The sequence below is a fragment of the uncultured Sanguibacteroides sp. genome (assembly GCF_900543425.1).
In the GTDB taxonomy this organism is placed as follows: Bacteria; Bacteroidota; Bacteroidia; order Bacteroidales; family Marinifilaceae; genus Gabonibacter.
This window is the reverse complement of sequence record NZ_UQRQ01000034.1, coordinates 1-23,124: the sequence shown is the minus strand read 5'-3', so window position 1 is coordinate 23,124 and position 23,124 is coordinate 1. Positions and strand designations below refer to the sequence as shown.

Annotated in this window: 19 protein-coding genes; 11 read left to right on the top strand and 8 right to left on the bottom strand. The window is 41.2% G+C overall.

Annotated elements, in window-relative coordinates; all coding sequences use genetic code 11:
* The first annotated feature begins 511 nt into the window (after positions 1 to 511).
* Positions 512 to 1,303 carry a 4Fe-4S binding protein gene (locus QZR76_RS13285; RefSeq protein ID WP_294143287.1) on the top strand — a complete coding sequence of 264 codons (792 nt, stop codon included), beginning with the start codon at positions 512 to 514 and terminating at the stop codon, positions 1,301 to 1,303.
* A 167-nt stretch (positions 1,304 to 1,470) separates the two neighbouring features.
* Positions 1,471 to 2,334: a NigD-like C-terminal domain-containing protein gene (locus tag QZR76_RS13280; RefSeq protein ID WP_294143286.1), complete on the top strand. Its 864-nt coding sequence runs from the start codon at positions 1,471 to 1,473 to the stop codon at positions 2,332 to 2,334.
* A gap of 87 nt (positions 2,335 to 2,421) precedes the next feature.
* On the opposite strand, the gene QZR76_RS13275 is transcribed toward QZR76_RS13280, so the two are convergent.
* From QZR76_RS13275 to QZR76_RS13260, 4 genes are all read right to left on the bottom strand, one after another.
* Complete coding sequence (locus tag QZR76_RS13275; protein ID WP_294143285.1) at positions 2,422 to 3,036, bottom strand: cytidylate kinase-like family protein; 615 nt, start codon at positions 3,034 to 3,036, stop codon at positions 2,422 to 2,424.
* Between the two features lie 105 nt (positions 3,037 to 3,141).
* The gene (locus tag QZR76_RS13270; RefSeq protein ID WP_294143289.1) at positions 3,142 to 4,497 is read right to left on the bottom strand and encodes an MATE family efflux transporter; all 1,356 of its coding nucleotides are present in this window, start codon (positions 4,495 to 4,497) and stop codon (positions 3,142 to 3,144) included.
* 90 nt (positions 4,498 to 4,587) lie between these two features.
* Positions 4,588 to 6,435, bottom strand: a complete 1,848-nt coding sequence (gene ispG, locus QZR76_RS13265) for a (E)-4-hydroxy-3-methylbut-2-enyl-diphosphate synthase (protein WP_294143284.1) — start codon at positions 6,433 to 6,435, stop codon at positions 4,588 to 4,590.
* Between the two features lie 20 nt (positions 6,436 to 6,455).
* Positions 6,456 to 8,357, bottom strand: a complete 1,902-nt coding sequence (locus QZR76_RS13260) for an AMP-binding protein (protein WP_294143283.1) — start codon at positions 8,355 to 8,357, stop codon at positions 6,456 to 6,458.
* A 183-nt stretch (positions 8,358 to 8,540) separates the two neighbouring features.
* Here QZR76_RS13260 and QZR76_RS13255 point away from each other — a divergent pair, with 183 nt between their 5' ends.
* Entirely contained in the window at positions 8,541 to 8,888 is a 348-nt protein-coding gene (locus tag QZR76_RS13255; protein WP_294143282.1) for a hypothetical protein, read from the top strand.
* Between the two features lie 64 nt (positions 8,889 to 8,952).
* On the opposite strand, the gene QZR76_RS13250 is transcribed toward QZR76_RS13255, so the two are convergent.
* Both QZR76_RS13250 and QZR76_RS13245 read right to left on the bottom strand, forming a co-directional pair.
* Positions 8,953 to 10,347 carry an MFS transporter gene (locus QZR76_RS13250; protein ID WP_294143281.1) on the bottom strand — a complete coding sequence of 465 codons (1,395 nt, stop codon included), beginning with the start codon at positions 10,345 to 10,347 and terminating at the stop codon, positions 8,953 to 8,955.
* A gap of 108 nt (positions 10,348 to 10,455) precedes the next feature.
* Positions 10,456 to 11,772 (bottom strand): MATE family efflux transporter, encoded by a 1,317-nt coding sequence (locus QZR76_RS13245; RefSeq protein WP_294143280.1) that lies wholly within the window; start codon positions 11,770 to 11,772, stop codon positions 10,456 to 10,458.
* Positions 11,773 to 12,008: 236 nt separating this feature from the next.
* On the opposite strand from QZR76_RS13245, the gene QZR76_RS13240 reads away from it, so the two are divergent.
* The 8 genes from QZR76_RS13240 to QZR76_RS13205 all read left to right on the top strand — a co-directional run bounded on the left by QZR76_RS13240 (position 12,009) and on the right by QZR76_RS13205 (position 21,391).
* Positions 12,009 to 12,821, top strand: coding sequence for a M48 family metallopeptidase (locus QZR76_RS13240; protein WP_308572831.1), 813 nt, complete (start codon positions 12,009 to 12,011; stop codon positions 12,819 to 12,821).
* A gap of 113 nt (positions 12,822 to 12,934) precedes the next feature.
* Positions 12,935 to 14,404 (top strand): cysteine--tRNA ligase, encoded by a 1,470-nt coding sequence (gene cysS, locus QZR76_RS13235; RefSeq protein WP_294143279.1) that lies wholly within the window; start codon positions 12,935 to 12,937, stop codon positions 14,402 to 14,404.
* Between the two features lie 134 nt (positions 14,405 to 14,538).
* Positions 14,539 to 15,582, top strand: a complete 1,044-nt coding sequence (locus QZR76_RS13230; protein ID WP_294143278.1) for a glutaminyl-peptide cyclotransferase — start codon at positions 14,539 to 14,541, stop codon at positions 15,580 to 15,582.
* Positions 15,583 to 15,663: 81 nt separating this feature from the next.
* Positions 15,664 to 16,332 (top strand): uracil-DNA glycosylase, encoded by a 669-nt coding sequence (gene ung / locus QZR76_RS13225; RefSeq protein ID WP_294143277.1) that lies wholly within the window; start codon positions 15,664 to 15,666, stop codon positions 16,330 to 16,332.
* A gap of 224 nt (positions 16,333 to 16,556) precedes the next feature.
* Complete coding sequence (locus QZR76_RS13220) at positions 16,557 to 17,555, top strand: class II fructose-bisphosphate aldolase (RefSeq protein WP_041503555.1); 999 nt, start codon at positions 16,557 to 16,559, stop codon at positions 17,553 to 17,555.
* 128 nt (positions 17,556 to 17,683) lie between these two features.
* Positions 17,684 to 19,501 carry a translational GTPase TypA gene (gene typA / locus QZR76_RS13215; protein ID WP_294143276.1) on the top strand — a complete coding sequence of 606 codons (1,818 nt, stop codon included), beginning with the start codon at positions 17,684 to 17,686 and terminating at the stop codon, positions 19,499 to 19,501.
* A gap of 149 nt (positions 19,502 to 19,650) precedes the next feature.
* Positions 19,651 to 21,054, top strand: coding sequence for a WG repeat-containing protein (locus QZR76_RS13210; protein WP_294143275.1), 1,404 nt, complete (start codon positions 19,651 to 19,653; stop codon positions 21,052 to 21,054).
* A gap of 70 nt (positions 21,055 to 21,124) precedes the next feature.
* Entirely contained in the window at positions 21,125 to 21,391 is a 267-nt protein-coding gene (locus QZR76_RS13205) for a hypothetical protein (protein ID WP_294143274.1), read from the top strand.
* Here QZR76_RS13205 and cobC read toward each other — a convergent pair.
* Both cobC and QZR76_RS13195 read right to left on the bottom strand, forming a co-directional pair.
* Positions 21,388 to 21,930 (bottom strand): alpha-ribazole phosphatase, encoded by a 543-nt coding sequence (gene cobC, locus QZR76_RS13200; protein WP_294143273.1) that lies wholly within the window; start codon positions 21,928 to 21,930, stop codon positions 21,388 to 21,390. The two genes, QZR76_RS13205 and cobC, sit on opposite strands and share 4 nt — an antisense overlap.
* Positions 21,927 to 23,081 (bottom strand): 6-bladed beta-propeller, encoded by a 1,155-nt coding sequence (locus QZR76_RS13195; protein WP_294143272.1) that lies wholly within the window; start codon positions 23,079 to 23,081, stop codon positions 21,927 to 21,929. The genes cobC and QZR76_RS13195 overlap by 4 nt, the downstream gene beginning before the upstream one ends.
* Positions 23,082 to 23,124: the final 43 nt, after the last annotated feature.

The following is a 23,124-nucleotide window of genomic DNA, read 5'->3' as shown; positions in this document are numbered from 1 at the left end:
TCGCTTCTTTGTCACTTCAATATTTTTAAGAACTCGTCTATCTCTTTTTGATGCTTTCTACCTCCCCTGCATTCCCCGTGAAAGCGGGTGCAAAAGTAAGGCTTAATTTTCAACTTCCAAATTTTTCCTCGACTTTTTTCAAGTTTTTTCCTTCCCCGCTATCACCAATAGAAAAATTATCCATCGCCAGCGATATCACGACCCGTTCATCTTCTCGATACCATCACGCCTCCCGTGTCATGATCGCTTTCTCTCTCGAAAGCGGGTGCAAAGATAAAGGAAGTTTATTCCCGTTTCCAAACATTTTCGTCACTTTTTTTCAAAAAAAAATTCTTTAAAATTTAACAGCTTATATATCATCTGTTTGAAATAATTTTTATTCTATCGGCACCTAAGGGAAATATACCTAACTCATAAATAGAGATCGAATAAAACAGAATTTATAACTCTCCCTCCCCCTCAATCTATATTTTTATCTGTACCTTTGTGTAAAACAATTCAATCTATAAAAATGAAACCACATTCTATCCAATTAATCTATTTTTCCCCGACTCATACCTCCCGGAATATTGCAAAAGCTATCGCACAAGGAATTCAATTACCCGTCGAAAAAGAAATTAACCTAACCTATCCGTCAAAAGATGCTTTTATTACAATAGAAAACACCCTAACTATTATTGTCGTCCCAACCTATGCAGGCCGGATTTCGGAGACGGCTTTAGAACGTTTGCACAAAATACACACCACCTCTCAGACCCCGGCAATCATTGCCGTTCTATACGGGAATCGGGACTATGAAGACGCCCTTATCGAATTAAGGGACACGGTAAAAGAACTCGGTTTTATTCCCATAAGCGGAGGAGCCTTCATCGGTGAACACTCTTATAGTACATCTACAATGCCAATCGCACCCGGACGGCCTGACCCATCCGATTTACAAATAGCAAAGACATTCGGGAGAAAGAGTGTCGAACAATTGTCTATCTACACCTCAATTAACGACATTCCTCTATTACGCGTAAAAGGAAATATTCCTTACAAAGAAAGGAAACCCAAGACTCCAGCCTCTCCGGAAACCATAAAAGATTTATGCACCCAATGCGGATTTTGTATTGAAATATGCCCTGTCGAAGCCATCCAACTTAAAGACGAAATCACAAGTAACGATGAAACTTGTATCAAATGTTGTGCCTGCGTAAAACAATGCCCCAGTCAAGCCAGAATATTCAATACTCCCTTTACAGAATTTCTCTTCAAAAATTTCCATGACCGAAAAGAACCGGAAACCTTTATTGTCAATTAGGAGATTTAGGGATTGAGGATTAAGAGATTTACGATTTGAAGATGGCAAGATCAAAAATTAATCATCAATCAATTGACAATCTACAATTTAAAATTTACGATCAAACTGACGCAACCTTTTTAAAAATCGTGCATCATATAGATGAACTTTAATAATAAGAAACAGCTATGGAAAAAACATGGAAATTTGCGTTAATTTGCTTTTTAGCCGTCTCCATTTTTACGTCATGTGATGACGATGATGATTATTACTACGTTGGAAACGGCAATTCGTGGATAAGTTATGGTAACCTTGAGAAGATCGATAATTCCCAATCTAAATATGTCATCCGCCGAGATGACGGTAACAAATTGATCCTCTCCGAAGGTGTACGCCTCAATGGCGATGAAGTGAAAGAAGGGCTACGGGTTATCGCCAATTACTCGATTATCGGGAGTGAAAGGGATGAAACAAGCCTGAACGGCAAAATGAATTATTACATCCGTTTATACGATATCGACGATGTCCTTTGCAAGGCTCCCGTAAAAGAATCCTTTATTAAGGAAAATGAAACCGTTCGAAACGACAGTATCGGTAACGATCCTATTAATATCACGGAGGCGTGGTTCGGCGGAAAATACTTAAATGTCGAATTTAAAATTCCGGTAAAGAAAGGCTCCTCCGAAAAACATTTCATTAATCTGGTGCAAGACGATATAGAATTACATAACGATTCTGTTTATATCACTTTACGTCATAATGCATACGGAGAAAAACCCGATGCCCAAAACACAAATTCATTTGTTTGGAGCTATGGCAGAGTATCTTTCGATCTAACTTCCATTGTGCCGGAAGGCCAAAACGAAGTCCCCGTAAAATTGATCTGGACCGAATATAAAAAGAATATACCCGAAACCATTACCAAAAGCGATAGCGGTACATTCTCTTTGTCTGGAAAAGGGACAAATCCTCAAGCTAAATCAGGCCTAAAACAAAAAGAGAATCGTCAGGTAAGTTCAACTGAAACCCGAATCTCTTGTGAACTCAAATAAACAATCCAATTAAAAGGGGGGCTTTGAAGCCCCCCTTTTAATTTTATAGTTCAAATACCCTCTCCTAAAGTCTCCATATTTAAATTACTAACAGGAGATCACTTCCTTCACAAATCCCTGAATAAAATCAACGCTACGATCAATTCCCAAAAGAGAAGAGTCAATTGATAGATGATAGGAAGAAGCTACTCCCCACTCTTTATCCGTGTAATAATTATAATACCCCGGACGGGTCTTGTCCATTTTACGAACAAGTTCCGAAGCGTCATGCTCAGATATGTTTTCCCGGTGCATCACCGTTTTTACCCGTTCATCCAATGGAGCATGAATAAAAACATTAACACAATTCTTATTCTCTCGTAAAATATAATCTGCACAACGTCCCACTATTACACAAGACTTCTCTTCCGCCAATTTACGGATAACATCCGACTGAATTTGAAAAAGTTTTTCATTAGAAAGAAAATCGTTATACTGAAATCCACCAAAAGTAAAGCCCGCGGCAAAAGCATGCAGTAAACTACCGGAGTTCTGTTCATCCGCTTTCTCAAAAAACTCCTTGCATAATCCACTCTCCTGAGAAGCTAACGTGATTAACTCTTTATCATAAAAAGCAATTCCTAATTTTTCAGCTAATTTTTGCCCGATTTGCTTACCACGACTGCCGAATTGTCTACCGATTGTAACAACGCAATTTTCCATAACACTTTTTTTAGGATTAGTTATACACAAAACTACTTATTTTTTCTTTCTTATAAAGCACCGAGGTTCATTTTAAATCAAAATAAATCCATCAGACCATCACTATTAACGCAAATCTAATGCCCTCAATCGCTTCAATTGCCAATGCAACATACATCCGGTCACGACAGAAGCAATCACATCGGCTACCGGCATACTGGCCCAAACTCCCGTTGTTCCCCAAAAAGGAGGAAGTATCAAGAGCGAGGGAATCAGAAACAATAATTGACGTGTCAGGGATAGAAAAATAGCTTTTTTAGCCATTCCGATGGACTGAAAGAAACTGGAAGTAACCATTTGGAATCCGACCAAAGGAAATGCGGCAAGAACAATCCTTAATCCGCTCGAAGCAATTTCGACCAGTCCTTCGTGTACGGTAAAAAGATAAATAATAGGCCGTGGGAAGATTTGACATATCAAGAAACCGGAAGTAGTTACACTAACACCACAGATCAAAGTATATTTCAACACCCGAATCAACCGGTCAAATTGTCGGGCCCCAAAATTGTACCCGGCAATAGGTTGCATTCCCTGATTGAATCCCATTACAATCATAATAAATAAAAAGACTACTCTATTCACAATGCCATACGCTCCTATCGCCATATCCCCTCCATGTATTTTCAAACTTTTATTGATTAATATAACGACCAGACAAGCACATAAATTCATTAAAAAAGGAGATAAACCGATTGCCAACATCCCTCCTACAATACTTCTCTTTAAACCAAAAATGCCTTTCTGAAAATGAAGAAAGCTTTTCGGATTAATAAAATGTATCAACTCCCAGCTCAAGGCTAAAATCTGAGCAAAGACGGTAGCATAGGCAGCTCCTCGTATTCCCCAACCAAATACGAAAATAAAAAGAGCATCCAATACACAATTTACCAATACCGCCATCAATGTTGCCGCCATCGCCTTTTGAGGATAACCGGACGCCCTTAATACCTCATTCAATCCCAGATATACATGAGTTACCATATTTCCGGCCAAAATAATTTGCATATAATCTTCCGCAAAAGGTAAGGTATCGGGACTCGCCCCGAAAAAAAGAAGTACCGGTTTTAAAAATATCAGCATCAGCACCATGAATAATGCCCCGATGATTATATTCAAAACGATAACATTTCCCAATACATGCGTTGCACTCTCTTTATCCTTTTGTCCCAATTTTATTGCGACCAAAGTAGAAGCACCTACGCCTACAAGCGAACCGAAAGCTGCCGCCAGATTCATCAAAGGAAACGTCACCGCCAATCCGGCAATAGCCAACGGACCAACCCCATGACCGATAAAAATACTATCGACCATATTATACAAAGAGGAGGCAGTCATCGCAACAATGGCCGGAATAGCGTAACGGAGAAGTAATTTCCCGATCTTCTCCGTACCTAAAATCAATGGTGTATTCTGTGACATAATATCTATTTAGCTGTCGAATAAAAACAGCCGCAAAGATAGGTGAATTATAACATTTCGATGTATTATAAAATCAAAAAAAGTACATTAGCCTTACTCCCAATCTCCATGATCCATGATTACCTGTTTCAATGCTTCGAGAGCTTCACTCTCGGGAACGGCAACCCGAATCACCTCTTTTCCCCGGTAAAGATTTACTTTTCCGTTTCCAGCCCCCACGTATCCGTAATCGGCATCCCCCATCTCTCCGGGACCATTCACAATACAGCCCATCACGGCAATTTTCAACTTACTCAAATGAGCAAAGGCTTTTTTCACCTTAGCAACCGATTCCTCCAGATTATACAAGGTACGTCCACATCCCGGACAACTAATAAACTCCGTTTTATAACGCCGGACACCGGCAGACTGGAGAATATTCCGACTGATAGATAGAGCATCGAAAGGACTATCCGCTTGAGGATAACTAATCCATAGACCGTATCCTAAACGATCCAAAAATAATCCGCCGACATGAGCGGCAACTTGCAGATTCAAATCATCTATTTTTTCTCCCGAAGCAATTGCCCGAATAATTACCCGGTTATCGATCTTCAATTCCGCTAATCGTTCCAGTATATTTCGGTATTTTGAATAAAGCACCTCCGTTGGGGTCAATACCAAAACAACCTCTTCTTCCCTTTGCAACTTCTCTGCTAATTTTTGATCTACCTCTTCAACTTCCCGTATCTCTACAAATATACTGTCTCCTTCCAACTTCTCCTCCAAAGTCAGATACTCTTTCAATCCGATCAACGCAACAGCATTTCGGTTATACACGTGAGCGACATCAATGCTCTCGTAGGGAACAAGAATCTTCACGTTTTCCGGTAATTTGGTCAATTCCGGTCCTAAAGCTTCCGTGTAAATGATCTCCGGAGCCTGTTTCCCCGCTTTCAGTAAAGCACCGTAAACCGGATCATTGACTGCCGCAACGTGAAAATCCAATCCTGCCGTAATCTGCTCATCAATACAATCCACATGAGAAATATCCGCCACAATCAAGGGTTTTGCAAAACGAGCTTCCAAAACAGGAAGTTCCGAACGATATTCCGAAGTACAGATCTGGATCAGTCTTTGAGCAACCGCAATCTCCTTCTCCGGAGCTTCTGTTAACGAGACTCGAATCGTATCCCCGACTCCTTCATTTAACAAAGTCCCTATCCCTACAGCCGAACGAATTCGCCCATCTTCACCCTCTCCGGCTTCGGTTACCCCTAAATGCAAAGGATAATCCATCCCCTCCTTATCCATCTCTTTGACCAACAAACGAACGGCCTCCACCATCACCCGACAATCGCTGGATTTCAATGAAATCACCACATCATTAAACTCTTCCTCCCGACATACCCGAAGATACTCCATAGTCGCCTCCACCATCCCTTTAGGAGTATTCCCATACCGACTCATAATCCGGTCGGACAAAGAACCATGATTCGTGCCGATACGTACTGCAGTATGATATTCCCGACACACATTCAAAAAAAGAGTGAGCTTCTCTCTCAAATGCTTTAACTCCTCCGTATACTCTTCTTCCGTATACTCCAAATGCTCAAACGTAGCCCGCTTATCTACAAAATTCCCCGGATTTATTCTCACTTTTTCCACATAACGAGCCGCAATCATGGCTGCAACCGGATTAAAATGAATATCTGCCGAAAGAGGTTCCTGATATCCTTTTTCCCGCAAGGTAGCATGTATATTTTTCAAATTTTCCGCTTCCCTCCTTCCCGGAGCCGTAATCCTCACTAATTCTCCTCCTGCCTCAATAATTCGAACTGCCTGCTCAACACAAGCGTAAGTATCCATCGTATTCGTATTCAACATGGATTGCACAAGAATCGGATATTCCGACCCAATAAAGGCATTTCCAATTTTAACCAGTCTCGTTCTCCTACGCATAATAGTTATATTTTAGTCGATTATGACATTATTCGTTTTAAATTCTGAAGGTTTCGTTTATTCGTAATAGCTTTCCCCTCGGGGGTGTAAAGGTAATCAATTTCTGCCCTGAAACGTTCGATCACGTTACGCCTCACGACCTTCATCGTAGAATTCATCAACCCGTTTTGCTCTCCAATAGTTTCAGGAAGTATTCCAACAACCGCGGGAAGCCAACGTTCCGGAAATAAATTTGCCCATTTCCCTCCTTTCCTGAAAGCTATCAACTCCTCTTCCAGTTTCATTGCCATAGATCGATAAGCATCCATGGTATTCGGTTCTACCTCCTGCTGCATGATATACTCTTCTAATGCTATTCTATTCGGCACAATCAATCCGACCGTGTAAGAAGATTGATTATTATATAAAACACAACATTCGATATAACGGGAGTGTTCCACGATAGCCTCTTCAATTCCTTCCGGACTGTACTTTTCCCCATCATTAGCTATCAATAAGGATTTATATCGACCTAAAACATAAAGCCATCCCTCTTTCCTAAGATAACCGATATCACTGGTATGCAACCATCCGTCTATAATATATTCTTTTGTATTTTCTTCATTCCGCCAATACCCCAGCATCACATTGTCTCCCTTAATCCATATCTCCCCCTGTTCCCCAATCGGTAAAACATTTCCCTCTTCGTCACATATCTTCAACTCCAAAGGTTTTACGATCATACCGGAAGAGCCAAAACGATATCGCTCCGGCGTATTGGAACTAATAACTGGAGAGGCCTCCGTTAACCCGTATCCTTGTAACATGGGTATTCCCAAGGCTGCATAATAACGTTGTAGTTCAATATCCAACAATGCTCCACCCCCAACGAAAAACTGTAAATTTCCTCCAAAACTCCGACGGATTTTAGAGAAAATAAGTCCATCCACCAATTTAACCCAAGGCCACCAAAAAATCTTCACCCCTGTTCCCCTATTGTCTCCCAGATCATTGTAACGATAAGCAGCTTTTAGTCCCCATTGGTATAACTTCCATATAAAACGCCCTTTCGCCCGTATACCGGCCTCTATATTTTTCCTGAAATTTTTTGCTAATGCCGGTACGCTAAGTAAGACATGAGGTTTTACCTCCAAAAGATTCACCGGAATGTTCCTCAAATATTCCATAGGAGAATTCCCGAAATCTACTGAAGCCAAAGAGGCTCCGTTATACATAAAAGAATAAATGCCTACCGTATGAGCAAAACTATGATCCCAGGGAAGAAACAATAACACCTTGTAATACGACGGAATTCGTATCAGCGAATCAGCCTGCAATACGTTGGTCACATAATTCCTATGCGATAACATAATCCCTTTAGGTTCTGCCGTCGTCCCCGAAGTATAAGAGATATTTACCAGATCATCTGCTCGAACAGAACGAATCCGCTCGTCCAAAACTTGAGGATTAGAGGCTAACCACATTTTACCTTCAGACAAAAGAGCGTCGAAAGAAAGAATACCCTCCTCCATTCCTTCATAACCAAATACAATGATTTTCTCTATTCGAGACAAACGGGATTTTATCTCCCGTATCCGCCGGAAATAATAAGAAGAAACAATTAAAAAACGAACTTCCGAATGCTCCACCCGAAATAAAATCTCATCATCCGTCAACTTTATACTCAAGGGAACATTCACCCCTCCTGCATACAAAATACCCAATTCCGCATACACCCAACGATTACATCCTTCACTCAAAAGAGCCACCCGATCTCCTTTATCTATCCCCAAAGAGAGCAAAGCTCCGGCAAATTCAATTACCTTCTCCCTAACTTCCCTATAAGATGTAGATACATATTTTCCATCTTTCTTTTCCCACAAATAAGGACTTTCGGAAAATTTCTCGTAACTCCGTTCAAATAACGCTATGATTGTGTCCATACCTCTTTACAAAACCTCCTTGCTAAAACTACAAAAGTAGATATTTTACAAATCTAACAAAGAAATTCCAATTCCCGACGACAACTCCCGGATAATAACCAAATTTTCCCCACCTCCTCCCTAACAAGATGTAACCCGAATTTCTTTTCTCACGTAATCTTAACATAAACAAGAAAAAATAATATGACCCGGTTTTTAATCTTAACTATAATAGTAGCCTGTATAGGCATTACCATCGCCTGGAATAACAAAGTTCATGGCGTTCTGCAACAAAACATCCCGATGAAAAACATAGAATTAAAATTCATTATTCAAGAGCCTTCGGAAATGCCACTCCGTCATGATATTATTATCTATGACGGAGATCCCTCCCGTAACGGACAAGTATTGATAAAAGGCAAAGCAACAACAAACGATCCTTTTGTCACCTCCATTCGGGTTCCGGCACAAACACACGAACTATTTTCCGTTAGCCGTATCCCTTTCCATTCCAAACGAATCATCCGCATGATAACACGAATAAAACCTTAAGTAAAAGGTGCTTCTCCTTGTAAAGAAAAGCACCTTATCTATTTAAATGTACGTAATTTACGTATCATCCATTACCTACCTCCTGCTTCCGGGCATCCAGGCAACGAACAACCTTTCCGTAAATGATCAAAGCAATAGCCGAAACTAAAGCAATTCCGGCAAAATAATACCAGATATAATGAGCATTTGCCGCAGCTGCAGCCCACTCTGCCTCGCTACTAAACAAAGCATGATCCGGACAATATTTACTCAACAGGAATCCGGACAATCCGAACCCGAAAATAGAAGAGAGGAAAGAATGCAAATGACTAAATCCAAGGTAAAGTCCCTCTTCTCCCTTGGGAGCCTGCAAAGAAAAATACTCCAAAAAACGCGGGGAAATAAAAACTTCGGCTAACCCCTGGAATACGATACCCACGATCATCATAAAAGCGACCGGATGCATTCCTAATATTTCCCCACCGCTCAACATATTACCCGAAGCCATACATAAAGCCGATACCGGCATAATAAACATTCCCACCGTCATGGAAAATAATGCCGATTTTTTCCGCATCAATTGCGTAACCAGACTCACCGTCAATACAACCACCAACGGATTCACGTTAGCATACCACCCAATGGCGCTTCCCTCCCCGGCTAATCGGATCACGTATTTGGGCATTGTTGCATACAACTGATGCTGTACCATCCAGAACCCGGTAATGATTAAAATCAAAATAATCAGGCGGGCGTTCGTACAAACTTTTATCAAAGCGATCCATATCTGCCGGAAAGATTTTCCTTCTCCCGCGTGTTTATCGCTCTTATACATAAAGTAAATAGCGATCAAGGCCAAAAACGTCATAGCGGCAGAGAAATAATTCAACACGATCATTCCTTCATGTCCCATAGAATCTCTTAACGGCGTCACCAACACCTTGCCGGAAAAAGCCCCGATATTAACCATTCCGTAAAAAATGGCAAAACCTTTTGCACGGGTACTCTCGTCAGTCTCTTTAGCCACGGTACCGGAAATAACACTCTTAATAAAAGATCCGCCGACGACAATCAAAGCCATAATCGGTAAAATACCGTAACGATAGCTACTATCCTGTAATCCGTTAAATCGCGTTTCATACCCGTATTCCACCAAACCGGTAGAAGCCAAAAAAGTAGGAAACACCCCTAATCCCAAATAACCTAATGTTAATAACAAAAAGGCCAGTAACATGGACTTACGAAAACCTATCTTATCGGCGAGAGCACCCGAAAAAGTAGGCAAAAAATACAAACAAGCGGAAAATATCCCCGCGATAGTAGCAGCCTGAATATCTGAAAAACCCAATACATTACTCAAATACAGGGTGATTACGACAAATACACCGTAATACGCCGCTCTTTCCAATAATTCCACCGTGTTGGCAACCCAAAACGCTTTACTAAACTTCACTTTTTTCTTTTCTGTTGTCACACTCATACGTTTAATTTTTATTAATTTTCATCCAATCCTGCAAAAATAATATTTTTATAACACACGACAACACCCGAGGGCGATATATCAAAATCATTCGGAAATATTCAAAGGTCATTCACAATCCATTTTTTGCAAATATTGCATCGTAAAAATTTTACGGCTCCAAAGCGTTTGCATAATTCCCCGCAAAGAAAGATAAACCAGAAAAGCCAGCCAAAGCATATGATTATTCGTACTCCCTGAAAAAACACAGTAAATAAAGAAAAAAGCAAATGAAGCCACCAACATAGCCCAAAGCATCTGTTTGGTCGCCGTGGCACCAATAAGTATTCCATCCCACAAGAAGGCCGAGAACCCAGCCAACGGGATAGCTAACACCCAATAAAAATAAGTAGCAGAGGCCTGAATGACCTCCGTATCATTCGTCAATATACTCAAAAAGTTTTTCCCTCCTATAGCGTATAAAAGAGTAAAGAACAATGACAGTCCGACTCCCCAAGCAAACAGGTTACGAACGGCATGTTTTAATTGTTTTAAATTACAAGCGCCCACGTAACGGCCTGCCAAAGCCTCCCCGGCATAAGCAAAACCGTCCATTATATAAGAGAATAAGGTAAAAAGTTGCATCAACAGGGTGTTAACAGCCAATATCACATCTCCCTGACGAGCTCCCGTGGAAGTAAAAAAAGTGGTCACGGCAATCAAACAAAATGTACGTAGAAAAATATCCCGGTTCACCGCAAAAAAACGACGCATAGCCGTTAGATATAAACTTTCCCGCAAAACAATCCTTACCCGTAAATACCTGTATTTCCTCACCCATAACGCAACAGCCATTGCCAATCCCGAATATTCGGCCACAACGGTCCCCAAAGCTACTCCTTCCACCTTCATTTTGAGTACAAAGACGAAACAAAGGCTACATAGTATATTAACGATATTTACCGCTATAGCAATATACATGGGGAAACGGGAATTCTGCATCCCGATAAACCACCCCTTGAAACCATACAACGCTAAAACTGCCGGAGCTCCCCAGATACAAACCCGGAAATAGGTTACGGCATACCGTTCCACCTCATCGCTGGTATCCAGCAGATGGAACGCCAATCGTTCGATGGGGTATTGTAATAAGAGTAACGTAAATGCTGAAATTAACCCGACACAAACCGCCTGCACCAAAACCCGTACTTCTGCCGAAGCATCTTTCCGTCCGTAGGCCTGCGAGGTCAATCCGCTCGTCCCCATCCGCAAAAAACCGAAATTCCAGTACAATATATTGAATAACAATCCCCCTACCGCAATCGCCCCGATATAAGCCGTCGCTCCCAGATGTCCCACGATAGCCACATCTACCAATCCCAGCAATGGAACCGTTATATTAGATATAATCGACGGTATGGCCAATTGAAGAATTCTCCGATTCATCACTCTTCTATTTTGGCACAAAAATAAGAGTATTTCCCTCAAAATAATTCCGTAAAGTAAAATCTTTATCACGATCTTTTTACCTGTTAACTTTTAACCGGATGAATCATGCTATATAGAAAGATCGTCAAATGGGTAAAGAGTAAATGATCTTTTCCGAAAGATTCTCTATTGAAAAACATTGCAATTTTCAGGTACGTATTATACTTTAGCATTCTGAAATTAAAATAAATCAAATGATGAAAAAGAGGTTCACCCGTATCACCCTATTAAGTTCCTTTCTACTTTTGATGTACCAGTGTGCCACAGTACCCATCACCGGACGCCATCAACTTATACTATTTCCGGAAGACCAGATGGTACAAACCAGTTTGACTTCTTACAGCAGTTTTATTAAAGAAAACAAACTATCAACCAACGATTCAGCCAAAAAACTGGTCAGGGAAGTCGGAGCCCGCATATCCAATGCAGTAGAACAATACCTGAGAGACCACGGTTTGGAATCCGAAATCGAGAATTTCAAATGGGAATTTAATTTAGTGGTCAGCGACGAACCCAATGCCTGGTGTATGCCCGGGGGAAAAGTCGTATTTTACGAAGGGATTTTACCCTATTGCCAAAATGAAGCAGGCATTGCTGTTGTCATGGGACACGAAATCGCTCATGCCGTAGCCCATCATAGCAACGAACGGATGAGTCAACAAGCATTGATTCAATACGGTAGTACTGCTGCAAGTGAACTACTCGGTCAATCGCAGGGGGCGGCAAGAAAAGTATTACTGGAACAAGTAATCGGAATCGGAACCAACGTAGGAATTATCTTGCCTTTTTCACGGAAACATGAATCGGAAGCCGATCATTTGGGACTGATCTTCATGACAATGGCCGGGTACGATCCCCATGAAGCCACGGCTTTCTGGTCTCGGATGGCTGCAGCCGGAGGAAGCAAACAAGCCGAATTTTTATCCACTCATCCGGCAGATGAGAAACGAATTGCCCAATTAAAAGCTCTGATCCCGGAAGCATTGAAATATAAACCGCAGGAATAAGTCATCTTTCCCTGGCTCTTCTCTTTTCGGCCCTTGAAACTTTATAGAAATAGAGAAGCTGTTTTTTATTTTTTTCTTACTTTTGTTACTCAAAACAAATGACTAAAAATACCATGGAAAATAAATTAACGATATACAATACATTAGATCGGAAAAAGGAGCTGTTTGAACCTCTTAATCCCCCGTTTGTAGGGTTGTACGTATGTGGTCCTACCGTATATGGAGATGCCCATTTGGGGCACGCCCGACCTGCCATTACGTTTGACCTGCTTTTCAGGTATTTAAAATACTTAGGCTACAAAGTGAGATATATCCGGAATATCACGGATGTGGGCCATTTAGTTAACGATGCGGATGAAGGGGAAGATAAAATCGGTAAAAAAGCGAAATTGGAACGGCTGGAGCCGATGGAAATCGTTCAGTTGTATACCAATCGTTATCACAAGAATATGGAAGAATTAAATACTCTTCCTCCCAGTATCGAACCTCACGCTTCGGGGCACATCATCGAACAGCAGGAGTTGATCAAAAAGATTATCGATAACGGTTTCGCCTATGAAAGTAACGGCAATATCTACTTCGATGTCGAACACTATAACCGGAAATTCCATTACGGTAAACTCTCCGGCCGAAAAATAGAAGAACTATTTTCCAATACGCGGCAACTGGACGGACAAGGAGAAAAAAGGAATCCGTTGGATTTTGCTCTCTGGAAAAAAGCCTCCCCTGAACATATTATGCGGTGGCCTTCTCCCTGGGGAACAGGATTCCCGGGTTGGCACCTGGAATGTTCTTGTATGAGTCAAAAGTATTTGGGAGAAACGTTTGATATCCACGGGGGTGGATTAGACTTACAATTTCCCCATCACGAATGCGAAATCGCCCAGAGTGCCGCCGCCTATGGACACGATGCCGTAAGATACTGGATGCATAATAATATGGTGACCATCAACGGACAGAAAATGGGAAAATCGTTGGGTAATTTTATCACATTGGATCAACTCTTCTCCGGACAAAATGATGTACTGGAACAGGCCTATTCCCCGATGACGGTTCGTTTTTTTATTCTTCAAGCTCATTATCGCAGTCCGCTTGACTTTTCAAATGAAGCATTAAAAGCGGCCCAAAAAGGATACGAACGTCTCATGGCTGCCGTCAACCAATTGAACAAGTTGAAGCCGTCGACCGAAAACACGGTAGATGTGGAAACCTTGACAAATCAATGTTTTGAAGCATTAAACGACGATTTGAATACCCCTATTTTAATTTCCCATCTATTCGACGGTGTCCGGATCATCAATTCGATCAGTGCAGGCAATGAAAAAATAAATGCCGGAAATCTGGATAAATTAAAAAAACTATATCAGGATATCGTATTTGATATTCTCGGACTAAAAAGCGAAGAGGATTCTGGGGCAAGCAACCAAGCGTTAGATAAAGTAATCGAGGCGATGATGAATGTGCGAAAAGTTGCCCGTCAAAATAAAGATTGGGCCACATCCGATCAGATTCGCGATGAATTAAAAAATGCAGGAATCCTCATCAAAGATACAAAAGACGGATACGAATGGAGCCTCGAATAGCGAGGCTTCCTTTACCCTCTTCATAAAAGGAAGATAATTATAATTAGAAATCAATGACTTACATCTTCTACGCATTATTATTTACATTGGTGTTTATCTCGTGCAAAACGGAGACAAAACTTAAAAATCAAAACGTGGCAACAGTTTCGACAAATGAAACGCCATCGTCGGGAAATACGATAAAATACGTTAAAAGCGTACAGATTGTCTATCCTCAAAAAAACGACACTTGCGCTTTCGGAGAAAAAATGAAAGTAAACTTCGCCTATGACAAACGATATAAAATCGATTCTTCCCATATTCTGTATAATAACGAAAGGATTGTAACATTAGACAGTAATACCCGGGAGTATACCTTCAATATCCCGGAAGGGAAATGTGGAACACAAATGATAAAAGTAATGACATTCCACCCCAATCAAAAGCAAGGAATTGCTACCATGCCGATTGTCATTAAACCGGACAAAGCTCCTGTATCTCTTGCTTACCAGCTTATAAACACTTTTCCTCACGATAAGCAAGCCTACACTCAGGGGCTTGTTTACCACGACAATTTCATGTATGAAGGAACCGGACAATATGGAGCCTCTTCCTTACGAAAAATAGATCTTCAAAATAATAAAATATTATCAGTCCTTAATCTGGATAGGTTCTATTTCGGAGAAGGAATTACCATTTATAAGGATAAAATTTATCAAATTACCTGGAAATCCCACAAAGGATTTGTTTACGATCTGAACACGTTTTCATTGAAAACCACGTTCGATTACCAAACTCAAGGTTGGGGCATCACCACCGTGGACGACAAACTGATCATGAGTGACGGAACTCACATACTCTACCATCTGAATCCTGAAACATTCGATATATTGAAAAGAGTAGAAGTCTTCGATCATAACGGCCCCGTCCTAAACCTAAATGAACTGGAGTTCATAAACGGTATGGTCTGGGCCAACGTCTGGCTAACCGACCGAATCGTTATAATCGACCCGGAAACGGGAGTCGTCAAACAGGAATTACATCTGCCCGATCTGTTGACAAAGGATGAGATCGGCAAATTAGATGAAAATGACGATGTATTAAACGGCATTGCCTACAACGCCCAAAAAGGGACCATATACGTTACCGGGAAACGCTGGCCCAAACTTTTCGAACTAAAAATAAAGCCTATAAAATAACCCCGTTTTTTCAGAATCACCCAATCATAAATCACAAAATCTTTTAACCTCTATAATCACCCAATCTAAATCTTATCCACCATGCCTGACGTTAAAATAGAAGAATCCTGGAAAGACCTCTTAAAGGAAGAATTCGAAAAACCTTATTTTTCGGAGCTAATTCAATTCGTGAAAGAAGAATACAAGCATAATCGTATATTTCCCCCGGGAAAACTTATTTTTAACGCCTTTGACCATTGTCCCGTTAATAATACAAAAGTCGTCATTTTGGGACAAGACCCTTACCACGGACCGGGACAAGCTCACGGACTTTGCTTTTCCGTACCGGAAGGAATAGAGCAACCACCATCTTTGCAAAATATTTTCAAGGAAATCAACAATGATTTGGGATCTGCCATACCTTCCTCCGGAAATTTGGAACGCTGGTCGGACCAAGGGGTTTTGCTCCTAAACGCCACCTTGACAGTAAGAGCTCATCAAGCCGGTTCGCATCAAAACAAAGGATGGGAAGAATTTACGGATGCCGTTATCAAACTATTAGCCGAAAAGAAGGAACATCTTGTTTTCATGTTATGGGGTTCTTATGCTCAGCGCAAAGGAGCTTTCATCGATACCCAACGCCATTTGGTATTAAAATCAGTTCATCCTTCCCCCCTATCGGCAAACCGGGGCGGATGGTTTGGAAATCATCATTTCAGTCAGGCCAACACCTATTTAAAATCCCATGGACTGGAAGAGATCAGGTGGTAATTGAGAAAAAACGGATTAAAAATCTCACCAGGGATTCCATTAAAATTGGAAGTATTGATGTCCGGCGGTCATTGATATAAATTTCAACCTCTATTTTATCTCTCGCATCTCCGGACAGCATTAAATTAACAGGTTACGCAAACGTTTGAAATTTTTTCCGGTTTTTCTTGGAAAACTCTGTTTTTAATCCTTAACTTTGATGCAGATTATAAAAAATATCAGCTATGGTTAATTACAAAGACTTAGGACTGGTTAACACCAGAGAGATGTTCAAGAAAGCAATGGAAGGTAAGTATGCCATCCCGGCTTTCAATTTTAATAATATGGAACAGATGCAAGCTATCATCGGTGCTTGCGTGGAAACCAAATCACCGGTAATCTTACAAGTCTCCAGTGGAGCTCGAAAATATGCCAATCAAACCATCTTGCGTTACATGGCACAAGGGGCTGTCGAATATGCAAAAGAATTGGGGTGCAATATACCTATTGCCCTTCACCTGGACCATGGTGATACCTTTGAGTTGTGTAAATCTTGTATTGAAATGGGCTTCTCTTCTGTCATGATTGACGGTTCTGCCCTTCCGTACGAAGAAAATATCGCCCTAACCAAGAAAGTGGTAGACTATGCTCACCAATTCGACGTGACCGTTGAAGGAGAATTAGGAGTTTTAGCCGGAATCGAAGACGACGTAAAAGCAGCCGAACACGTCTATACCAGTCCCGCACAGGTAGAAGATTTCGTGAAAAGAACAGGAGTGGATTCATTGGCTATCTCTATCGGAACTTCCCACGGAGCCAACAAATTTAAACCGGAACAATGTACCCGGAACGCAGAGGGAATTTTGATTCCGCCTCCTCTGCGCTTCGATATTCTCGAGGAGATCGAGAAACGAATTCCGGGATTCCCGATCGTTCTCCACGGATCTTCCTCAGTACCCCAAGACAAAGTAGCTATCATCAACAAATACGGGGGAGCCGTAAAAGACGCCGTAGGTATTCCGGAAGAACAGCTACGTAAAGCAGCGACCTCTGCCGTTTGTAAAATCAATATCGATTCTGACGGACGTCTGGCAATGACTGCCGCTATCCGTGAAGTATTTGCCCAAAAGCCAGCCGAATTTGATCCGCGTAAATACTTGGGACCGGCTCGCGAATCATTAAAGGAATTGTATAAACACAAAACAATTAATGTATTGGGAAGTGCAAACCGCGTTGATTGCTAATTCCATCACATCATAAAAAAAGGGACTCGCGAGTCCCTTTTTTATATTTTTTATATTCAACTGATTCACTTTCCAATAAAATGCATTACCTTTGCGCCCTATTTGGAACAATACCATAAAGGAGCAAAATGCAGAAAATTAGAAACATTGCGATTATCGCACATGTCGATCACGGGAAAACGACTCTGGTCGACAAAATGATTTACCAAGGAAATTTATTCAGAGAAACAGAAAACAAAGGTGATCTATTGCTCGATAATAATGATCTGGAAAGGGAACGAGGAATCACCATATTGGCTAAAAACGTATCCGTTCATTACAAAGACTATAAAATTAACATCATTGACACCCCGGGACATGCTGACTTCGGAGGAGAAGTCGAACGCGTTCTGAACATGGCCGATGGTGTTCTCTTATTGGTAGATGCCTTCGAGGGAACCATGCCCCAAACCCGTTTCGTTCTTCAAAAAGCTCTTGCCTTAGGTAAAAAACCGATCGTAGTAGTTAATAAAGTAGACAAGCCCAATTGTAGACCGGATTTTGTTTACGAACAGGTGTTTGATCTAATGTTCTCTTTGGATGCGACCGAAGAGCAACTTGATTTCACCGTTGTTTATGGTAGCGCCAAACAAGGCTGGATGTCAACGGATTGGCATAAGCCGACAACCGATATTACCCCGTTATTAGATGCCATTATCAAAGATATTCCCGCTCCTAAAATACAGGACGGGACGCCACAAATGTTGATTACCTCTCTGGAATACTCCTCTTACGTGGGACGTATCGCTATCGGAAAATTAACCCGCGGTAAACTAAAATCCGGGATGCCCGTAACTTTATGTAAACGGGACGGAGAGACTCAGGTCAAATCCAGAATCAAAGACTTAATGATATTCGAGGGGATGGGTAAACAAAAAGTGGAAGAAGTGGAATGCGGTGAGATCTGTGCTTTGGTGGGTATCGAGGGGTTTGAGATCGGCGATACTATTGCGGATTTCGAGAATCCGGAGGCTCTTGCCCCCATTGCCATCGACGAGCCGACCATGAGTATGTTGTTTACCATCAATGACTCTCCCTTCTTCGGAAGAGACGGCAAATACGTGACTTCCCGCCATATCAAGGAACGCCTGGACCGGGAACTGGAAAAGAATCTTGCCCTACGCGTTCAACCCGGATTAACGGCCGATTCGTTTGTCGTGTTCGGACGGGGAGTATTACACTTGAGCGTTCTCATCGAGACCATGCGCCGGGAAGGCTACGAGTTACAGGTTGGTCAACCCAAAGTCATCATCAAAGAGATCAACGGTGTCAAAAGTGAGCCTGTCGAAGAGTTGACAATCGACCTGCCCGAAGAACTTTCGGGAAAAGCTATTGAAATGGTAAATCGCCGAAAAGGCACTATGACCAATATGGAGCATCGCAACGAGCGGGTTCATCTCACATTCGATATTCCTTCAAGAGGAATCATCGGATTAAGAAGCAATCTACTGACAGCTACCGCCGGAGAAGCTGTTATGGCTCATCGCCTGAAAGGTTTCGAACCCTATATGGGAGAGATCGAAATGCGTACCAATGGCTCTCTTATCGCCATGGAGGCCGGAGATACTTTCGCTTACGCGATCAACAAATTACAAGACCGCGGACGCTTTTTTATCGATCCGGGTGAAGAAGTATATGCCGGACAAGTAATCGGCGAAAGTACCCGCCAGGACGATATCGTCATCAACGTCTGCAAATCCAAGAAACTGACCAATATGCGAGCCAGCGGTTCCGATGATAAGGTAAACATCGCCCCTGCCGTAAAATTCAGTCTGGAAGAAGCTCTCGAGTACATTCAGGAAGACGAATACGTGGAAGTTACTCCAAAATCCATGCGCCTTCGCAAAATAATTCTCGACGAGACGGAACGAAAAAGAAAAAATAAAGCTGCCGCTGCCGCAGAATAAATTAAGTTTTATAAGATATAAAGAACGCAACGCTGATCGATTTTTTGATCAGCGTTATTTTTATCATTCGATACAAAAAGAATAGACGTTCTATTTAAAAAATTATTATTACTTTTAATCCTTTAAAATTATACTATATAGTGCACGTAATGAAATATATTCTTCTATCATGTATGATCGGCTTGTTACTTGCCTGCAAGGACGAAACCGATATTGATTTTATCGGTTATGCTCATCAGATGGCCAATGGAAAATGGGGATTTATTAACGAAACAGGAGAAGAAATCGTAGCTTATAAATTCGATGGAGCAAAAGATTTTAACGAGGGAGTTGCTGCCGTCAGAATGGGCAATGGTTACGGATTTATCAATATAAAAGGCAAGATCGTGATCCCATTAAAATACGAACAGGCAGAAAGCTTTCAATACGGATTGGCCATTGTTACCCAAAACGCCAAAAAGGGAATCATCAATCTAAAAGGAGAAAAGGTTGTAGATTGCCTTTATGACGAACTTCATATCTTTCCGGAAGAAGGGGTCGCCAAAGCCAGAAAAGAAGATAAATACGGCTATATAAACCTTTCCGGAAAAGAAATAATTCCTTTCCGTTACGATGAGATATTTGCTTTTGATTCCACAGGCATAGCTCTCGTCAAACAAAACGGGAAATTAGGATATGTTTCCCGGGACGGAAAAGAGATTCTCCCTTGCCTATACAATGATATTCAAAAATTCGGGGCTCATCTTTATTCCATTACAAACGATAGCCTATCCGGTTTTATCAACCTCCAAAGAGAGATGGTAACTCCTTGCCAATACCAATCGGCGACCTTTTGCGATGCCGACGGAGAATTATACAACGGGGAGATCATCCGAGTAGAAACAGAAGGAAAATTCGGGTTAATTGACGCCCATGGTAATACAATATGCGAATCCACGTACGACCGAATTGATGATTTTGGAGAGCAAGGCCTCGCTCTTGTTGTCAAAGATAACCTATACGGCTATATCAATAAGAAAGGAAAAGAGGTATTTCTTCCCCGGTATGAAGAACTGGAATACTTCGCTCCAAACGTGTATAAAATAAAAAAAGAGAGAAAATTCGGATTAATCGACAGTCTGGAGAACGAAATAACATCCTGTATCTACGATGCCATCGGAAAAATGAGCGACCGTTTATTCCGTATCTACAAAGACGATGCTTTGGGATTACTGGATGAAAACGGGGATATTGCCCTTCCCACCGTCTATAAAGATATATATTGGTTTGATAAAGACCGACAATTCATTCTTGTCTTAAACCAAGAAAATCAGGTAGGTCTTTTAAACGATAAAGGAGCTCTTCTTACCCGCTGTATCTATTCTCATATAGAACCGTTTAATTCCATGGGTTACGCTTTAGTTCGAGCCAAAGGGAAAGAGGGCTATATCAATAAAAAGGGGAAAGAGGTCATACCTTGTATCTACTCTTACGTCTATCCCATCTCGGAAGATCGGACCGTACAGGTAAGAAACGATAAAGGAGTAACTATACGACTTAGCGTCAACGACTAAATTTCATATTGCAATGCATATCCATTATTAAAAAATAATTCGTACATTTAACAACATAAAAGAATTCTTTATGAAAAAAGAGGGTGAGTCAAATAGCAATGCAATACTCCATTGTCAAAAAAAACTACAACGGATACGGGCCTTCATTTATATCCTCATATTAATCGTAATCGTACGAATAGCGATGATGGATTTCAATGGAATCAGCACTCGAATGTGTATCGATGTGGCCATTATGTTACTCCTTATCGGTTTAACCTTAATCATCGAAAAAAACGCACGTAGAAAACTTAAACAAGTCATACGCCATTCCGAAGAAGCGGAAGAAAAATACTAATCGATCTCCACGATCGTACGGCTACCGTACGTGATATCATTTGAAAATGCCTGATTGAAATTGTAGACACCGGCATAAATCAATATAGCCTGAATAGTTCCTCCGTGAGCAAAAATACAAACCTCTCTAAAAGGATTCTCTTTCAATTCATCCAAAAAGGAAGAAACCCTATTGTATTGATCCAAAAAACTTTCCCCTCCCATGGGCCTAACACTCAACCAATTATCATACCACTCCTGCAACTGGGGATCCTCAATTTCCTCCCATCGCTTTCCTTCCCAACGACCGAAATTCAACTCTTTCAAGCGATTATCCAGTACAGGATCGGAAAAACCGCAATAGGCTGCTAATTTCGTACATCGTTGCAAAGGGCTGGAGTACACCGCATCGAATCGCTTTCCCGCGAGACCTTCCTTTACCTTTTTCGCCTCTTCCGGAAACGTCTCTGCCACATCTACATCACTATTCCCATAACAGGTCCCAACAGGAACCTCCACCCGGGTATGTCTGATCAACGTCAATTTCATCGGCTTTCTCATGATTTAAATTTAACCTTCGTAATAAAAGGGAAATGCAAAGTACTAAGCTGTATCAATCCGATACGTTCCAAAATACAATGCTTCAAAGGATCCTTTATTTTTTGAATATCTTCCACCTTCTTTAACTCCTTGCAATCATCCCAAAGAATGGTATAAAAATAATCCTTATCCGAATTATAAAAACGTACCGGAGCCCCCTCTTCTCCTACCCAATAAATTCCTTTTTGTTTATGTTCGGGATACAAAAAATAATAGGCTTGGGCCTGGGGACCTGAAGCCGAAAAATAAAATTCTTTGGAGGTCGCATGAAAATAAATCGGCATTTTAAAATAATCTGCCCGCAAATAATATTGTATCTGCGACTCATCTCCCTTTAGCGGGGAAAAAGCATAGCCGGAAGGAATCGTCCGTTCTCCAAAATCAATTTTAAACTCTTTTTCCAATTTCCCGTCTCTCACCTTATAATAAAAATGATCTCCACCTTGTGTACGAATATAATAAGACCGGTCATAAGAAGGAGAAATCAGGAAAAAAGGAATCGTATAGTCCGCACGAGGCAGATAGCTTCCGATCTTTTTACCCGCTTTATCAAACAACAACAACTGATCGAAAGCTTTCGAGAAACTGGACTCGTCCAATGTACAGAGATAGAGGAAAAAACTACCGTCCGTCGACGGAACAATTTCATAAGCATCTCCAGCCTCCGAATATTCCGGATGAATACGTCCCAACCAACGACCGTCTGTCAAATCATACAATTGTACATCTCCTTGCCAATCCAATGCCAACAATGCATTTTTTTCAAAATCCAACGCTATATCCCGAATATTCCCACAATTACCGTCCTCCGGCATACACTCTTTTCCAATGGTAAACAAATGTTTTCCGGAAGCATCAAAAAAAGCGATATACTGGTTATCCCACAAAATAAGTTTTCCATCCGGTGCAAGCAAAACTTTATGACTCCAAACCGTAATCCCATCCACCTTATCCAACGGAATCACCTCTACCCGCTCCACCCACTTATCCAAATCCGTTACCCTTTCACATTGCTCCAACGGCCTTAATACCCGCACTCGCCCTTTTTCCCGGGCTGAAATAAAACCTCCTCCCAAAAACAAGAGGACCCAAACCATAAATATTGCTTTCATATCATCTTCTTTTAGTAAATCAAATATAACAAAGAATTTATTA

Coding starts and splice junctions, on each gene's coding strand:
- QZR76_RS13285 (WP_294143287.1), top strand. CDS start 512: ATGAAACCACATTCTATCCAATTAATCTATTTTTCCCCGACTCATACC.
- QZR76_RS13280 (WP_294143286.1), top strand. CDS start 1,471: ATGGAAAAAACATGGAAATTTGCGTTAATTTGCTTTTTAGCCGTCTCC.
- QZR76_RS13275 (WP_294143285.1), bottom strand. CDS start 3,036: ATGGAAAATTGCGTTGTTACAATCGGTAGACAATTCGGCAGTCGTGGT.
- ispG (WP_294143284.1), bottom strand. CDS start 6,435: ATGCGTAGGAGAACGAGACTGGTTAAAATTGGAAATGCCTTTATTGGG.
- QZR76_RS13260 (WP_294143283.1), bottom strand. CDS start 8,357: ATGGACACAATCATAGCGTTATTTGAACGGAGTTACGAGAAATTTTCC.
- QZR76_RS13255 (WP_294143282.1), top strand. CDS start 8,541: ATGACCCGGTTTTTAATCTTAACTATAATAGTAGCCTGTATAGGCATT.
- QZR76_RS13250 (WP_294143281.1), bottom strand. CDS start 10,347: ATGAGTGTGACAACAGAAAAGAAAAAAGTGAAGTTTAGTAAAGCGTTT.
- QZR76_RS13245 (WP_294143280.1), bottom strand. CDS start 11,772: ATGAATCGGAGAATTCTTCAATTGGCCATACCGTCGATTATATCTAAT.
- QZR76_RS13240 (WP_308572831.1), top strand. CDS start 12,009: ATGATGAAAAAGAGGTTCACCCGTATCACCCTATTAAGTTCCTTTCTA.
- cysS (WP_294143279.1), top strand. CDS start 12,935: ATGGAAAATAAATTAACGATATACAATACATTAGATCGGAAAAAGGAG.
- ung (WP_294143277.1), top strand. CDS start 15,664: ATGCCTGACGTTAAAATAGAAGAATCCTGGAAAGACCTCTTAAAGGAA.
- QZR76_RS13220 (WP_041503555.1), top strand. CDS start 16,557: ATGGTTAATTACAAAGACTTAGGACTGGTTAACACCAGAGAGATGTTC.
- typA (WP_294143276.1), top strand. CDS start 17,684: ATGCAGAAAATTAGAAACATTGCGATTATCGCACATGTCGATCACGGG.
- QZR76_RS13210 (WP_294143275.1), top strand. CDS start 19,651: ATGAAATATATTCTTCTATCATGTATGATCGGCTTGTTACTTGCCTGC.
- QZR76_RS13205 (WP_294143274.1), top strand. CDS start 21,125: ATGAAAAAAGAGGGTGAGTCAAATAGCAATGCAATACTCCATTGTCAA.
- cobC (WP_294143273.1), bottom strand. CDS start 21,930: ATGAGAAAGCCGATGAAATTGACGTTGATCAGACATACCCGGGTGGAG.
- QZR76_RS13195 (WP_294143272.1), bottom strand. CDS start 23,081: ATGAAAGCAATATTTATGGTTTGGGTCCTCTTGTTTTTGGGAGGAGGT.